The sequence below is a fragment of the Streptomyces sp. NPDC057302 genome (assembly GCF_042667685.1).
Lineage (GTDB): Bacteria > Actinomycetota > Actinomycetes > Streptomycetales > Streptomycetaceae > Streptomyces.
Window position 1 is genome coordinate 44,309 of record NZ_JBHUZJ010000035.1, and the last position, 15,272, is coordinate 59,580.

Sequence of the window (15,272 nt, forward strand, 5' to 3'; positions counted from 1 at the left end):
CCCTCACCGGACAGCGGCCGGGATCCTGAGCTCGAAGAGCGCTCCCCCACCGGGGGCCTCCTTGACCGTGAGGGTCCCGCCGTGGCGCGCGGCCACATCGCGCGCGATGGCGAGGCCCAGACCCGCCCCGCCGTCATCCCTGGTGCGGGCGTCGTCGAGGCGGACGAAGCGCTCGAAGATCCGGTCGCGTTCGCCCTCCGGCACGCCGTCCCCGTCGTCAAAGACCTCAAGGACCGCCCACGCGCCCTCGGCGCGGGCGGCGACCGTGACGTGCGAGCGTGCGTGGCGCTGCGCGTTGTTCACGAGGTTGCCGAGCACGCGCGCCAACTGGCTCCGCGATCCGGTGACTTCGACGCTCCGCAGATCCGTGCGGACATCGGCCCGGTCCCGTGTGCGCTGCGAGAGCTCCTCGCGGGCCAGGGCCGCCAGATCCACGTGCCCGCCGCCCGGCTTCTCCCCCGCGTCCAGACGAGCGAGGAGCAGCAGATCGGCGGCCAGTTCCTGAAGCCGCACGGTGTCCTCGACCGCGCCGTCCACATCCAGCAACTCCGGGTGGGCAGCGCCCACTTCGAGCTGCGTACGCAAGGAGGCGATGGGGCTGCGCAGTTCGTGCGAGGCGTCGGCCACGAAGCGGCGCTGGCGTTCCACCGAGGTCTGCAGGGCGGCGAGCGTCTCGTTCGTCGTCGTGGCCAGGCGGGCGATCTCGTCGTGCGTGTCCGGCTCGGGCACCCGGCGCGCGAGGTCCTCGGACGCGGTGATCGCCGCCATCTCGGAGCGGATCGCGTCCACCGGGCGCAGGGCGCGCCGCGTCACCAGCCAGGTCACCGCGGCGATGACGGCCAGGAGCAGCGGGAAGCCGATGAGCATGGACGTCAGCGCCGTGGACACCGCGCTCTGCTGGGCGGCGAGCGTAGCGCCCGCGTAGACGGTGAGATCGCCCTTCTTCTCGGTGTTCACCTCGACCGAGGCGAAGCGGTAGTCCGCGCTCTCGCCGTCGACGGTGGCGGAGCCGGTGGTGACGCGCGCCCGGTCCTCGGAGATCTCCCCGGGTTCGAGCGCTTCGCCCTCGCTCTCGTCGTCGTCATCGTCGTCGTCGCCCTTGGCGGGCGGGGAGGACGCCGGCCGGGGCTTGACCGCGTCGGACTTCGTGCCGCTGATGCGCTCCAGGTCCTCGCTGGCGGCGACGAGCCGTCCGTCGCCGTCGAAGACCTGGACCGGATGGTCCTCCTCGTCGAGATCCAGCTGGTCGTACGGCACGTTCGAGGCGAGCTGCGAGGCCACCTGGCGAGCGGCGGACTCCGCCTGGCCGCTGGCCTGGTCGGCCAGGTTGGCGCGCAGCGAGAACAGCACCGCGGCGCCCGCGGCGACCAGCGCGACGGCGACGACGAGGGTGGCCGCGGTGGCCGCCCGCGCCCTTACGGAGCTGAAGAAGCGCTTCATCGGGGGGTCTCCAGGCGGTATCCGGCGCCGCGCACCGTCTTGATCAGCGACGCCCCGAGCTTGCGCCGCAGGGCACTGATGTACACCTCGACGATGTTCGGGTCCCCCTCGTAGGCGAAGTCCCAGACGTGCTCCAGGATGTCGCCCTTGGAGACCACCTCGCCCACCCGCAGGACGAGCTGCTCGAGGACCGCGAACTCCTTGGCCGTGAGCGTCACTTCCTCGTCCTCGCCGCGGAAGACACGGCGCGCGGCGGTGTCGACCTTGAGGTCGCCGAGGGTGTGGACGGGGGACGGACCGCCGTTGCCCCGGCGGCGCAGGAGCGCCTTCACGCGGGCCACGAGCACCACGTACGAGAAGGGCTTGGTGAGGTAGTCGTCGGCGCCCGTGTCGAGCCCCTCGGCCTCGTCGTACTCGCCGTCCTTCGCGGTGAGCATCAGGATCGGTACGTCGTGTCCGGCGGCGCGCAGGGTCGAGCAGACCCGGTAGCCGTTCATGCCGGGCAGCATGATGTCGAGGATGACCAGGTCGTACGTTCCCTCGCTCGCGCGGTGCAGTCCGTCGAGGCCGTCATGGACGACGTCCACGGCGTAGCCCTCGGCCGTCAGGCCCTTGGCCAGCGACAACGCGAGGCGCTTTTCGTCTTCCACGATCAACAGGCGCATGCGCTCAGGGTGACAGAGCCAAGCTGAAGAGTTCTTCAGGTGGCTTCAGGCTGGCTTCAGGGTCGTTCAGCCAGATTGGTCCGTGTCGAAAGCGAACGGCAGCGGCCCACCGGCCGCACAGCCAACGACTCGGGAGGAACCCCTTATGAAGCGCAACATCGTCATCGCCACTGTCGCAGCCATCGCCCTGGTCGGGGGCGGCACGGCGACGGCGCTCGCCGCCACCGGCGACGACGAGTCGTCGGCCGCCGCGAAGAAGTCCAGCGTTCAGCTGAAGGACAACGACCGGAACGACGACCGGGACGACGACCGGGACGACGCCAAGGAGAACACCACCGAGGTGAAGGCCGCCAAGGTGACCGCGGCCGACGCGATCAAGGCGGCGCTGGCCGACAAGTCCGGTACGGCGGTCTCCGCGGAGCTGGACGACGAGGACAACGGCGGCCTGGTCTGGGACGTCGACGTGCTCGGCAAGGGCGGCACGTGGCACAGCGTGCAGGTCGACCCGGGCACCGGCAAGGTCCTTGGCTCGCACACCGAGCAGGACGAGGACGGCGACGCGAGCCGTGTGGCCGCGGCCCTGAAGGGTGCGTCCACCTCGGCGCAGGACGCGGCGAACGCCGCCGCCGCCAAGGGCGCGGTGACCTCCGTGGACCTGGACGACGACGGCACGGCCGGCGCCTGGGACGCGGAGACGTCCAACGCCAAGGGTGCGGAGTCCGACTGGAAGGTCGACCTGCAGTCCGGCAAGGTCACGGCCGACAAGTCGGACAGCCACGACGACTCCGACGACAACGACTCGGACGACGACTCGGACGACAACGACTCCGACGACTAACAGCCCCGTCCCCCCGGGGAGCCGGGCCCGCAGGGATCTCCCTGCGGGCCCGGCTCATGTCTGGGCCACGGCCTCCTGGACCGCCGCTTCGCGGCGAATCCTTCCCGCCCACCCCTCAGCCCGCCGTCAAGCTCTCGATCAGTTCGTCCGCCGCCGAGTACGGATCCAGCTCCCCCGCGACGATCCGCTCCGCGAGTGCCGAAAGCCGCGCGTCCCCGTGCAGGTCCGCGATGCGCTCGCGCAGGGCCGTGACCGCGATGGTCTCGACCTCCCGCGCCGCCCGCGCAGCCCGGCGCTCCGCCAGGACCCCTCGCTCCTCCATCCACGCCCGGTGCTTCTCCAGGGCTTCGACGACCTCGTCGATCCCCTCGCCCCGCGCGGCCACCGTCTTCACGATGGGCGGGCGCCAGTCCCCCTTGGCGCGGGACTCCCCGAGCCCGAGCATGTGGTTCAGCTCGCGCGCGGTCGCGTCCGCGCCGTCCCGGTCCGCCTTGTTGACGACGTACACATCGCCGATCTCCAGGATTCCGGCCTTCGCCGCCTGGATCCCGTCCCCCATCCCGGGGGCGAGGAGCACCACCGAGGTGTCCGCCTGGGAGGCGATCTCCACCTCGGACTGGCCCACGCCCACGGTCTCGACGAGGACGACGTCGCAGCCCGCCGCGTCCAGGACCCGGATCGCCTGCGGCGCCGACCAGGCGAGACCGCCGAGGTGGCCCCGCGTCGCCATGGAGCGGATGTAGACCCCGGGGTCGGAGGCGTGCTCCGACATCCGGACCCGGTCGCCGAGCAGCGCGCCCCCGGAGAAGGGCGACGAGGGGTCGACGGCGAGGACGCCGACCCGCTTGCCCGCCCTGCGGTACGCGGAGACGAGCGCCGACGTCGAAGTCGACTTGCCGACACCGGGAGATCCCGTGAGACCGACCACGTACGCATGACCCGCCAGCGGGGCGAGCGCCGCCATGACCTCGCGGAGCTGCGGTGACGCCCCCTCGACCAGTGAGATCAGCCGGGCCACGGCCCGTGGCCTGCCCTCGCGGGCCTGTGCCACCAGGGAGGGGACGTCCTGCATGTCAGACAGCTCCGTTCCAAGACGTGAGGAAGGCGGGGAGAGGCACGCGCGCGAAACGCGTCAGGCCTTGGCCACCTTCACGATCAGGGCGTCGCCCTGGCCACCACCACCGCACAGCGCCGCCGCGCCCACACCGCCGCCGCGCCGCTTCAGCTCAAGGGCGAGGTGCAGCACGACGCGTGCGCCGGACATCCCGATCGGGTGACCCAGCGCAATGGCTCCGCCGTTGACGTTCACCTTTTCCGAGGACACCCCGAGGTCCTTCATTGACTGCACCGCGACCGCGGCGAAGGCCTCGTTGATCTCGATCAGGTCGAGGTCGGCGACGCCCAGGCCCTCCTTCTTCAGGGCGTGCTGGATCGCGTTCGACGGCTGCGACTGGAGCGAGTTGTCCGGGCCCGCCACGTTGCCGTGCGCCCCGATCTCCGCGATCCAGTCCAGGCCGAGCTCCTCGGCCTTGGCCTTCGACATCACCACGACCGCCGCGGCGCCGTCGGAGATCTGCGAGGCGGTGCCCGCCGTGATCGTGCCGTCCTTGGTGAAGGCGGGGCGCAGCTTGCCCAGCGACTCGGCGGTCGTCTCGGCGCGGATGCCCTCGTCCTTGGAGAAGAGGACCGGGTCGCCCTTGCGCTGCGGGATCTCGACCGGGGTGATCTCGGCCTCGAAGATGCCGTTCTTCTGGGCGGCCGCCGCGCGCTGGTGGGAGGCGGCGGCGATCTCGTCCTGCTCGGGGCGTGCGATGCCCAGGCGGGTGTTGTGCTTCTCCGTGGACTCGCCCATGGCGATGTTCTCGAAGGGGTCGGTCAGGCCGTCGTGCGCCATGGCGTCGAGCATCTCGATGGCGCCGTACTTGTAGCCCTCGCGGGACTTGGGCAGGAGGTGCGGTGCGTTCGTCATCGACTCCTGGCCGCCGGCGACGACGACGTCGAACTCGCCCGCGCGGATCAGCTGGTCGGCGAGCGCGATCGCGTCGAGCCCGGAGAGGCACACCTTGTTGACGGTGAGTGCGGGGACGTTCATGGGGATGCCCGCCTTGACGGCGGCCTGGCGCGCCGGGATCTGCCCTGTCCCGGCCTGGAGCACCTGCCCCATGATCACGTACTGCACCTGGTCGCCGCCGATGCCGGCCCGGTCGAGCGCGGCCTTGATCGCGAAGCCGCCCAGGTCGGCGCCGGAGAAGGACTTCAGGGAGCCGAGCAGGCGGCCCATGGGCGTTCGCGCGCCCGCGACGATCACTGAGGTGGTACCGGTCGTTCCAGACATGTGCCACGGCCCCTTGGGAGGAGAAGTTAATGAGGGTTTACTTGAATGTACTGAGCGGTACGCCGTGCGTCATCGGGCCTTCGGTGTGATCGCGCGCACGTTGCGTAATCAGCGCCGGAAGGGCTGCACTTAAAACATGCTGACGCGAATCGATCACATCGGGATCGCCTGTTTCGACCTCGACAAGACCGTCGAGTTCTACCGGGAGACATACGGCTTCACGGTGTTCCACACCGAAGTCAACGAGGAGCAGGGCGTGCGCGAGGCCATGCTCAAGATCAATGAGACGAGTGACGGCGGGGCCTCCTACCTGCAGCTCCTCGAACCCACTCGCGACGACTCCGCCGTGGGCAAGTGGCTGGCGAAGAACGGCGAGGGCGTGCACCACATCGCCTTCGGCACGGCGGACGTGGACGGCGACGCCGCCGCCATCAAGGACAAGGGCGTACGCGTCCTCTACCAGGAGCCCCGGATCGGTTCCATGGGATCCCGCATCACCTTCCTGCACCCCAAGGACTGCCACGGCGTACTGACCGAACTCGTCACCTCGGCAGCTCAGGAGTCACCGGAGCACTGACCTCCGCATACTTGGGCCGGTAGGGTTGGGGTCGGCCGCCCGAAGTGTGGGCGGTCGGCCGACCGTACGCTGGGCGGCCGCTTGCCGGGGTCCGGGTTTCGGGGGACGAGCGTCAGGGCAGCCGCCCATGCTCCGCTGTTGATCTGACACCATTCCCCGTGAGCCCCGTTCGGCGGATGGACAGGGCTCGTACGCAGAGACTTGCGACCGGAGTGGGGTCTCCCCTGCTCGAACGAAGTTGAGAGCTGGGGGAAGGATGGGACCGCGCAGTGCGGGGCTACGAACGCCAAGAGAGCTCGCGGGCTGAGACGGACCATCTTTCGCGGTTCGAGGCCGAGATGGACCGGCTGAAGACCGAGCGAGAGAAGGCTGTTCAGCACGCCGAAGACCTGGGCTACCAGGTCGAGGTGTTGCGCGCCAAGCTTCACGAGGCGCGCCGCAACCTCGCGTCCCGCCCTGCCTATGACGGCGCGGACATCGGCTATCAGGCCGAGCAGTTGCTCCGTAATGCCCAGATCCAGGCCGATCAGCTGCGCCAGGACGCCGAGCGGGAGCTGCGCGACGCCCGTGCGCAGACCCAGCGCATCCTCCAGGAGCACGCCGAGCAGCAGGCCAGGCTCCAGTCCGAGCTGCACTCCGAGGCGGTGTCACGCCGTCAGCAGCTCGACCACGAGCTCTCCGAGCGCCGCCAGACCGTCGAGTCGCACGTCAACGAGAACGTGGCGTGGGCCGAGCAGCTGCGGGCGCGCACCGAGCAGCAGGCGCGCCGCCTGCTCGACGAGTCGCGTGCCGAGGCCGACCAGGCCCTGGCCGCCGCCCGCGCCGAGGCCGAGCGCGTGGCCGAAGAGGCCCGCCAGCGCCTGGCGAGCGACGCCGAGTCCGCCCGCGCCGAGGCCGAGGCCACCCTGCGCCGGGCCCGCTCGGACGCCGAGCGCCTCCTGAACGCCGCTTCCACGCAGGCGCAGGAAGCCACCGACCACGCGGAGCAACTGCGTTCCACCACGGCGACCGAGTCCGAGCAGTCGCGCCGCCAGGCCACCGAGGCGAGCCGGGCCGCCGAGCAGCGCATGGCGGAGGCCGAGACGGCTCTGCGCGAGGCGCGCGCGGAGGCGGACAAGGTCCTCGCCGAGGCCAAGGACACCGCGTCCAAGCAGCTCTCGGCGGCCGAGGGCGCCAACGAACAGCGCACGCGCACCGCCAAGGAGCAGGTCGCCCGCCTGGTCGGCGAGGCCACGAAGGAGGCCGAGGCCACCAAGGCGGAGGCCGAGCAACTGGTCACCGACGCCCGTGCCGAGGCCGAGCAGCTGGTCAAGGACGCCGGCGAGAAGGCCCGCACGATCACCGCCGAGGAGACCGCGGGCCAGCTCGCCAAGGCCGCGCGCACCGCCGAGGACGTACTGGACAAGGCGTCCAAGGACGCCAAGGAGACGACGAAGGCCGCCACCGAGGAGGCCGAGCGGATCCGCACGGAGGCCGAGTCCGAGGCGGACCGGCTGCGCGCCGAGGCGCACGACATCGCCGAGCAGCTCAAGGGCACGGCGAAGGACGACACCAAGGAGTACCGCGCCAAGACCGTCGAGCTGCAGGAGGAGGCGCGCCGGCTGCGCGGCGAGGCCGAGCAGCTGCGGGCCGACGCGGTCGCCGAGGGCGAGCGGATCCGCGGCGAGGCCCGGCGCGAGGCCGTCCAGCAGATCGAGGAGGCGGCCAAGTCCGCCGAGGAGCTCCTCGCCAAGGCGAAGGCCGACGGCGACGAGCTGAAGACGGCGGCGACCGCCGAGAGCGACCGGGTCCGCACCGAGGCCATCGAGCGCGCCACGACCCTGCGCAAGCAGGCCGAGGAGACCCTGGAGCGCACCCGCGCGGAGGCCGAGCGGCACCGCGAGGAGGCCGCCGAGCAGGCCGAGACCACGAAGTCGGAGGCGCAGGACGCCGCGCGGGCCCTGCACGAGGAGACCGAGCGGGCCATAGCGGCACGTCAGGCCGAGGCCGCCGACGAGCTGACGCGTCTGCACACGGAGGCCGAGGAGCGCCTGGCCTCCGCCGAGCAGGCGCTGACCGACGCCCGCGCCGAGGCCGAGCGCATCCGCAAGGAGGCTTCGGACGAGACGGACCGCCTGCGCGCGGAGTCCGCCGAGCGCATCCGCACCCTTCAGTCGCAGGCCGAAACCGAGGCCGAGCGGCTGCGCACCGAGGCCGCCGCCGACGCGTCCCAGGCGCGCGCCGAGGGCGAGAACATCGCCGTGCGGCTGCGTTCGGACGCCGCCGCCGAGGCCGAGCGGCTCAAGACCGAGGCCCAGGAGTCGGCCGACCGTCTCCGCTCGGAGGCCGCAGCCGCCGCCGAGCGCGTGGGCACGGAGGCCGCCGAGGCCCTGTCCGCCGCCCAGGAGGAGGCCGCCAGGCGCCGCCGGGAGGCCGAGGAGACCCTCAGCTCCGCGCGCGGCGAGGCCGACCAGGAGCGCGAGCGGGCCCGTGAGCAGAGCGAGGAGCTCCTCGCGTCCGCCCGCAAGCGTGTCGACGAGGCCCAGGTGGAAGCCGCCCGCCTCGTCGAGGAAGCCGACCGCAGGTCGACCGAGATGGTCTCCAGCGCCGAGCAGACCGCACAGTCCGTACGGGATTCCGTGGCGGGCATGCAGGAGTCGGCGCAGGAGGAGATCACGGGCCTGCGCAGCGCCGCCGAGCACGCGGCGGAGCGCACGAGGACCGAGGCGCAGGAGGAGGCGGACCGCGTCCGCGCCGACGCGTACTCCGAGCGGGAGCGTGCCACCGAGGACGCGGGCCGCACCCGGCGCGAGGCCAACGAGGAGTCCGAGGCCGCCAAGTCGCTTGCCGAGCGGACCGTTTCGGAGGCGATCGCGGAGGCCGAGCGGCTGCGCTCGGACGCTTCCGACTACGCCCAGCGCTCGCGCACGGAAGCCTCGGACGCGATCGCGTCGGCCGAGCAGGACGCGTCCCGTACGCGCGCCGACGCCCGTGAGGACGCCAACCGCATCCGCAGCGACGCGGCGAGCCAGGCCGACCAGTTGATCGGCGAGGCCCGCAGCGAGGCGGAGCGGCTGCAGACCGAGACGCTCGCGGAGGCCGACCGGCTGCAGACCGAGACGACCGCAGAAGCCGAGCGGGTGCGCGCGGAGTCGGTGGCCAAGGCCGAGAAGCTCATCTCGGACGCGACGGGCGACGCCGAGCGGCTTCGCGCGGACGCCGCCGAGACGGTCGGCTCCGCCCAGCAGCACGCCGAGCGCATCCGCAGCGACGCCGAGCGCGTCAAGGCGGAGGCGGCGGCCGAGGCCGAGCGGCTCACCTCGCAGGCGCGGGAAGAGGCCGAGCGGACCCAGGACGAGGCGCGCCAGGCGGCGAACAAGCGCCGCTCCGAGGCTGCCGAGCAGGTCGACACGCTCATCTCGGAGACGGCGGCCGAGGCCGACAAGCTGACGAAAGACGCCCAGGAGAAGGCCCTCAAGGCCACCACGGACGCGGAGGCACAGGCCGACACGATGGTCGGCGCCGCCCGCACGGAGGCCGACCGCCTCGTCTCCGAGGCGACGGTCGAGGGCAACTCCCTGGTGGAGAAGGCCCGTACGGACGCGGACGAGCTGCTCGTCGGCGCCCGCAGGGACGCCACGGCCATAAGGGAGCGCTCCGAGGAGCAGCGTGACCGTCTCACCGCCGAGATCGAGGAGCTGCACGAGCGTGCGCGCCGCGAGTCCGCCGAGGCGATGAAGACCGCGGGCGAGCGCTGTGACGCGCTGGTGAAGGCCGCGGAGGAGCAGCGTGCCGAGGCCGAGGCGGCGGCCAAGGAGATGGTGTCGGACGCGAGTTCCGAGGCCGGCAAGGTGCGGATCTCCGCCGTGAAGCGGGCCGAGGCGCTGCTCAAGGAGGCCGAGACGAAGGTCGCCGAGCTGGTGCGGGATGCAGAACGTGTGAAGGCCGAGGCGCAGGCGGAAGCAGAGCGTACGGTTGACGAGGGCAAACGCGAGCTCGAGGTCCTCGTCAGGCGCCGTGAGGACATCAACGCCGAGATTTCCCGTGTCCAGGACGTGCTGGAGGCGTTGGAATCTTTTGAGGCTCCACCGATCGCCGGCGCGAAGGACGGTGGCGTCAAGGCTGGCGCCGCGGCGGGGTCAACTCGATCGGGTGGCAAGCCGTCTGAGGGCTAGCCAAAGAACATCTCGCGTGCTTTGTAAGGACCTTCGGCACTGTCGCTGGCAAGTGCTCTGGCGGTTAGCCACTCAAAAGGGGTGTCATTCTCCAGATCAAACGGGCATCTGCTCGATGACACGCCGCTTGGACCCCTAGGATTCCCCCTATCACCTCACCGGTCTCATTCGACAGGAACCCCATGAGCGACACTTCCCCCTACGGCTTCGAGCTTGTGCGGCGTGGGTACGACCGCGCTCAGGTGGACGAACGTATCTCCAAGCTCGTCTCCGACCGTGACAGCGCTCTTGCTCGTATCACTGCTCTGGAAAAGCGCATTGAGGAGCTGCACCTCGAGACGCAGAACGCGCAGGCGCAGGTAGCCGACGCCGAACCGTCGTACGCGGGCCTCGGCGCGCGTGTCGAGAAGATCCTCCGCCTCGCCGAGGAGGAGGCGAAGGACCTGCGCGAGGAGGCCCGTCGCGCAGCCGAGCAGCACCGCGAGCTCGCCGAGTCGGCGGCCCAGCAGGTGCGCAACGACGCCGAGTCGTTCGCCGCCGAGCGCAAGGCCAAGGCGGAGGACGAGGGCGTCCGGATCGTCGAGAAGGCCAAGGGCGAGGCGGGCACGCTGCGCAGCGAGGCGCAGAAGGACGCGCAGCAGAAGCGTGAGGAGGCCGACGCGCTCTTCGAGGAGACCCGCGCCAAGGCCGCCCAGGCCGCGGCCGACTTCGAGACGAACCTCGCCAAGCGCCGCGAGCAGTCGGAGCGCGACCTGGCTTCGCGTCAGGCCAAGGCCGAGAAGCGTCTCGCGGAGATCGAGCACCGTGCCGAGCAGCTCCGCCTGGAGGCCGAGAAGCTCCGCACGGACGCCGAGCGTCGCGCCCGTCAGACGGTGGAGACCGCTCAGCGTCAGGCCGAGGACATCGTCGCCGACGCGAACGCCAAGGCGGACCGGATCCGGAGCGAGTCCGAGCGCGAGCTCGCGGCGCTCACCAACCGTCGCGACTCGATCAACGCCCAGCTCACCAACGTGCGCGAGATGCTGGCCACCCTTACGGGTGCGGCTGTCGCCGCCGCGGGTTCTCCCGCGGAGGACGAGCCGGTCAGCCGCGGGGTGCCCGCGCAGCAGACCCGCTGAGCACGTAGCCCGGGACACTCGCGAGAGCCCTCTGCCCAAGTGGCAGGGGGCTCTGTCCCGTTTTAGCGTGGCCGCATGATCGAGCTCGAGGGGCTGACCAAGCGGTACGGCGAGAAGATGGCCGTCAACGACCTCACCTTCACCGTCCATCCGGGCATCGTCACCGGGTTCCTCGGGCCGAACGGCGCGGGCAAGTCCACGACGATGCGGATGATGCTCGGGCTCGACAACCCCACGGCGGGCGCCGCGCGGATCGACGGCAAGCGGTATGCCCAGCTGAAGGATCCGCTGAAGTACATCGGCGCCCTGCTCGACGCCAAGGCCATGCACGGCGGGCGCAGCGCCTTCAACCATCTCCTCTGCCTCGCGCAGAGCAACGGCATCTCGCGCGCCCGCGTCCACGAGGTCCTGGACACCGTCGGCCTGACGCAGGTCGCCAAGAAGAAGGCCAAGGGCTTCTCGCTCGGCATGGGCCAGCGGCTCGGCATCGCGGGGGCGCTGCTCGGCGACCCCGAGATCCTGATGTTCGACGAGCCGGTCAACGGCCTTGACCCCGAGGGCATCCACTGGATCCGCAACCTGATGAAGTCGCTCGCCTCGCAGGGCCGTACGGTCTTCGTCTCCTCCCACCTGATGAGTGAGATGGCGCTGACCGCCGACCACCTCGTGGTCATCGGGCAGGGGCGGCTCCTGGCCGACACCTCCATGGCGGACTTCATCCAGCAGAACTCACGCAGCTACGTGCGTCTGCGTTCCCCGCAGCGCGAGCGTCTCCTCGACGTGCTGCACCAGGAGGGCGTCACCGCCGTGGAGGCCGGCAGCGGCACCCTGGAGGTCGACGGCACCAGCGCGGAGGACCTCGGCGAACTCGCCGCCCGCCATCAGCTCGTACTCCATGAACTGAGCCCCCAGCGGGCCTCGCTCGAAGAGGCGTTCATGCAGCTCACCGCCGAGTCGGTGGAGTATCACGCGCATGCCGACCACACCGACCAGGCGGCCCCCGGCGCCGCCCCGCCTCCCCCCGGGCAGTCCGCGGGCTGGGGCGGGAGCTGGCAGCAGAAGAAGGGGTCCTGAGCGATGGCCGCGACGCAGGTACTGAAGTCGGAGTGGACCAAGATCCGCTCGGTCTCGTCGACCGTGTGGACGCTGGGTCTCGCCGTGGTCGTCACGGTGGGGCTCGGCCTGCTGATCAGCATTCTGGCCAAGAACGACTACGACAGCCTGGGCGCCCAGGACCGGCAGGTCTTCGACCCCACCTTCACCAGCTTCGCCGGCATGAGCCTCGGCCAGCTCGCGATGATCGTGTTCGGGGTGCTCGTCGTCTCGAACGAGTACAGCACCGGCATGATCCGCACCTCGCTCTCCGCGGTCCCGCAACGCGCGACCTTCATGGCGAGCAAGGTCGCCGTGGCCACCCTGCTCTGTCTGGTGGTGGGCCTGGTCACGAGCTTCATCGCGTTCTTCGTGGGGCAGGCGATGCTCGGCGAGCACAAGGCCGTGATCAGCGATCCGGGCGTGCTGCGCGCGGTGATCGGCGGCGGGCTCTACATGACGCTCATCGCGATGTTCTCGATGGGCGTCGCCACGATGCTGCGCAGTCCGATGCTGTCGCTGGGCATCCTGATGCCCTTCTTCTTCCTGATCTCCAGCATCCTCGGTAACGTCTCGGCGACGAAGAAGATCGGCCGTTTCCTCCCCGACCAGGCCGGAAGCAAGATCATGCAGGTGAAGACGCCGCTGGACGACGACACCCCGTACGGGCCCTGGGGCGGGCTCGCGATCATGCTGGTGTGGGTCGTGCTGGCACTGATCGGCGGCTATGTGCTGCTGAAGAAGCGGGACGCGTAGGACCACTCAGGGGGTGGGCGCGATGGCGCGGGACCGGAGCCTGGCCGCGCTCGGCCTCGATGTCGTGCCCGCCCTGCAGCCGCTGTCCTACCCGGGGCGGCCCGTGCCCGGCCCCTCCCTCCTGACCGGCGAGGCACTCCTCCCCCTCGGCGTACGCCGGCTCCCGCTCGGGCGGTGGGACGTCGCGGGGCGGTCGCTCGACGAGGTCCTCGGCGAGCTGGGCCAGGCGCCCGTCGGCCGCCGGCACCCCGTCGTCGCGGTCGGCTCGAACGCCTCGCCCGCGCAGGTCGCGTACAAACTGACCCGCCTCGGCATCCCGGCGACGGTGCCGATGGTGCCGGTGACGGTGCGCGGCATCGCGGTGGGGTGTTCGGCGCACATCGGCCGGGTCGGGTACGTGGCGGCGGCCCCCTGCCTCGCCCCGTCGGCCGCGACATCGCTGGTGGTGTCCTGGCTGGATCCGGCCCAGCTCCGGGCGGTCGACGACACGGAGCTGCCCAACTACCGGCGGGTGCTCCTGCGGGGCGACGCCCTGGCGATGACCACGCCGTCCGGAGCGCGGCTCGACCACGCGTTCCTCTACGTCAGCGCGCGCGGCGTCCTCACCGATCCCGCCACCGGACTGCCCCGGCCCGGCGGCGGCTCCCAGGCCACGCTGCTCGCCTCGCTGCTCGCGGCGTCACCGCGCCTGCGGGGCCTGCTCGGCCCTGATCCGGCGAGCTGGGTGCGGAAGGCGGCAGCCGACCGTGCGGTGCGCGAGTCCGGGACCCGCGTCTTCGCCGAGGAGGGCTGGGCCCTGCGGCAGCCGGGCATGCCGCCGTACGGCGACGGGGGTCTCGGGCTCTGACGGCTGCCCTGCTCATGCCGCGCGATGTCCTCGCGGGCGGCCTCCGGAAAGCGGCCCTCCGGAAAGATGCGGCACCCGGTCTTGGCTGGAACCGTCAGCTCCCCGATATCCTCCTAACCCTTACGGGGGCGTGTGCCCCGACGTCCTGAACCATTCGATGGGTGCGGAGAATGATCGAGGCAGTCGGCCTGACGAAGCGCTACGGCGCCAAGACAGCCGTGTACAACCTTTCCTTTCAGGTGCGGCCCGGCACGGTCACCGGCTTCCTGGGCCCGAACGGCTCCGGCAAGTCGACGACCATGCGCATGATCCTCGGGCTCGACCAACCCACCACGGGCCAGGTGACGATCGGCGGCTACCCGTACCGCAAGCTCCCCAACGCCCCGCGCCAGGTCGGCGCGCTGCTCGACGCCAAGGCGGTGCACGGCGGCAGGCACGCCCGTAACCACCTCCTGTGCCTCGCCCAGCTCTCCGGCATCCCGGCCCGCCGGGTGGACGAGGTGCTCGGCGTCGTGGGCCTCCAGGAGGTCGCCAAGAAGCGCTCCAAGGGCTTCTCGCTCGGCATGGGCCAGCGCCTGGGCATCGCGGCCGCGCTCCTGGGCGACCCGCAGGTGCTGCTCTTCGACGAGCCGGTCAACGGCCTCGACCCCGAGGGCATCCTCTGGGTGAGGAACCTGATGAAGTCCCTCGCGGCCGAGGGGCGCACGGTCTTCGTCTCCTCGCACCTGATGAGTGAGATGGCACTCACCGCCGAGCACCTGATCGTGATCGGCCGCGGGCAGCTGCTCGCGGACATGAGCGTCAAGGACTTCATCTCGCACAACTCCGCCGACTTCGCCCGGGTGCGTACGCCGGACACCGACCCCCAGCAGCGCGAGAAGCTCTCGGCGGCGCTGTCCGAGGCGGGCGGCCAGGTCATGCCCGAGCAGGACGGCGCGCTGCGCGTGACCGGCCTTCCGCTCCCCCGCATCAGCGACCTCGCACATGAGGCGGACGTCCGCGTGTGGGAGCTCTCCCCGCACCAGGCCTCGCTGGAAGAGGCGTACATGCGGATGACGCAGGGCGCCGTCGACTACCGCTCGACGGTCGACCAGCGCGCGGGCCTCCAGCAGCAGCTGCCGCCGGGCGCGATGCCGCAGCAGCCGATGCCGGTGGCCGGACAGGGCCAGCCCGGGTGGTACGCACCGCCGCCGCCCCAGCAGGGTGGCCAGCCGTTCGCGATGCCGCAGGGCGCGCCCCAGGGCCCCCCGCAGAACACCCCGAACCCGTACGCGGCCGCCGCCCCGCAGCCGCCCGCGTCGGCCCCTGCACCCGCCCCCGCCCCCGCCCCCGACATGACCAAGCGCGACAGCGAGGACCCGCGATGACCACGCCTCCGACTCCGCAGCCGCAGGCGCAGCCCCAGCAGGCACCCCAGCAGGCGTACGCACAGGCCGGCGCCCCCGTCCCG

12 protein-coding genes are annotated in these 15,272 nt (G+C 71.4%); 8 read left to right on the plus strand and 4 right to left on the minus strand.

All coding sequences use genetic code 11. The features are described from left to right. Nucleotides 1-3 precede the first annotated feature (3 nt). Nucleotides 4-1,440, minus strand: a complete 1,437-nt coding sequence (locus tag ACFUPX_RS23860; RefSeq protein ID WP_383326046.1) for a sensor histidine kinase — start codon at nucleotides 1,438-1,440, stop codon at nucleotides 4-6. After that, nucleotides 1,437-2,105: a response regulator transcription factor gene (locus ACFUPX_RS23865; RefSeq protein ID WP_383326049.1), complete on the minus strand. Its 669-nt coding sequence runs from the start codon at nucleotides 2,103-2,105 to the stop codon at nucleotides 1,437-1,439. Before ACFUPX_RS23865 ends, ACFUPX_RS23860 begins: the two co-directional genes overlap by 4 nt. A gap of 145 nt (nucleotides 2,106-2,250) precedes the next feature. Here ACFUPX_RS23865 and ACFUPX_RS23870 point away from each other — a divergent pair, with 145 nt between their 5' ends. Next, entirely contained in the window at nucleotides 2,251-2,943 is a 693-nt protein-coding gene (locus tag ACFUPX_RS23870) for a PepSY domain-containing protein (protein ID WP_383326052.1), read from the plus strand. Nucleotides 2,944-3,058: 115 nt separating this feature from the next. Here ACFUPX_RS23870 and meaB read toward each other — a convergent pair whose 3' ends face one another. Both meaB and ACFUPX_RS23880 read right to left on the minus strand, forming a co-directional pair. After that, nucleotides 3,059-4,015, minus strand: a complete 957-nt coding sequence (meaB, locus tag ACFUPX_RS23875; RefSeq protein ID WP_383326055.1) for a methylmalonyl Co-A mutase-associated GTPase MeaB — start codon at nucleotides 4,013-4,015, stop codon at nucleotides 3,059-3,061. A gap of 60 nt (nucleotides 4,016-4,075) precedes the next feature. Next, nucleotides 4,076-5,278: an acetyl-CoA C-acetyltransferase gene (locus tag ACFUPX_RS23880; protein ID WP_383326058.1), complete on the minus strand. Its 1,203-nt coding sequence runs from the start codon at nucleotides 5,276-5,278 to the stop codon at nucleotides 4,076-4,078. Nucleotides 5,279-5,414: 136 nt separating this feature from the next. Between ACFUPX_RS23880 and mce the strand changes: the two genes are divergently transcribed. The 7 genes from mce to ACFUPX_RS23915 all read left to right on the plus strand — a co-directional run bounded on the left by mce (nucleotide 5,415) and on the right by ACFUPX_RS23915 (nucleotide 15,189). After that, entirely contained in the window at nucleotides 5,415-5,855 is a 441-nt protein-coding gene (gene mce / locus ACFUPX_RS23885) for a methylmalonyl-CoA epimerase (RefSeq protein WP_249587713.1), read from the plus strand. Between the two features lie 269 nt (nucleotides 5,856-6,124). Beyond that, a complete protein-coding gene (scy, locus tag ACFUPX_RS23890; RefSeq protein ID WP_383326062.1) occupies nucleotides 6,125-10,009 on the plus strand; it encodes a polarized growth protein Scy in 3,885 nt (1,294 codons plus the stop codon). Between the two features lie 182 nt (nucleotides 10,010-10,191). Continuing rightward, nucleotides 10,192-11,127: a cellulose-binding protein gene (locus tag ACFUPX_RS23895; RefSeq protein ID WP_249587715.1), complete on the plus strand. Its 936-nt coding sequence runs from the start codon at nucleotides 10,192-10,194 to the stop codon at nucleotides 11,125-11,127. A gap of 75 nt (nucleotides 11,128-11,202) precedes the next feature. Then, nucleotides 11,203-12,201 (plus strand): ABC transporter ATP-binding protein, encoded by a 999-nt coding sequence (locus tag ACFUPX_RS23900; protein WP_383326067.1) that lies wholly within the window; start codon nucleotides 11,203-11,205, stop codon nucleotides 12,199-12,201. 3 nt (nucleotides 12,202-12,204) lie between these two features. Continuing rightward, nucleotides 12,205-12,975: an ABC transporter permease gene (locus ACFUPX_RS23905; protein ID WP_383326070.1), complete on the plus strand. Its 771-nt coding sequence runs from the start codon at nucleotides 12,205-12,207 to the stop codon at nucleotides 12,973-12,975. Between the two features lie 22 nt (nucleotides 12,976-12,997). Then, nucleotides 12,998-13,822, plus strand: coding sequence for a hypothetical protein (locus ACFUPX_RS23910; RefSeq protein WP_383326073.1), 825 nt, complete (start codon nucleotides 12,998-13,000; stop codon nucleotides 13,820-13,822). Nucleotides 13,823-13,992: 170 nt separating this feature from the next. Beyond that, nucleotides 13,993-15,189 carry an ABC transporter ATP-binding protein gene (locus ACFUPX_RS23915; RefSeq protein ID WP_383326076.1) on the plus strand — a complete coding sequence of 399 codons (1,197 nt, stop codon included), beginning with the start codon at nucleotides 13,993-13,995 and terminating at the stop codon, nucleotides 15,187-15,189. Nucleotides 15,190-15,272 lie beyond the last annotated feature (83 nt).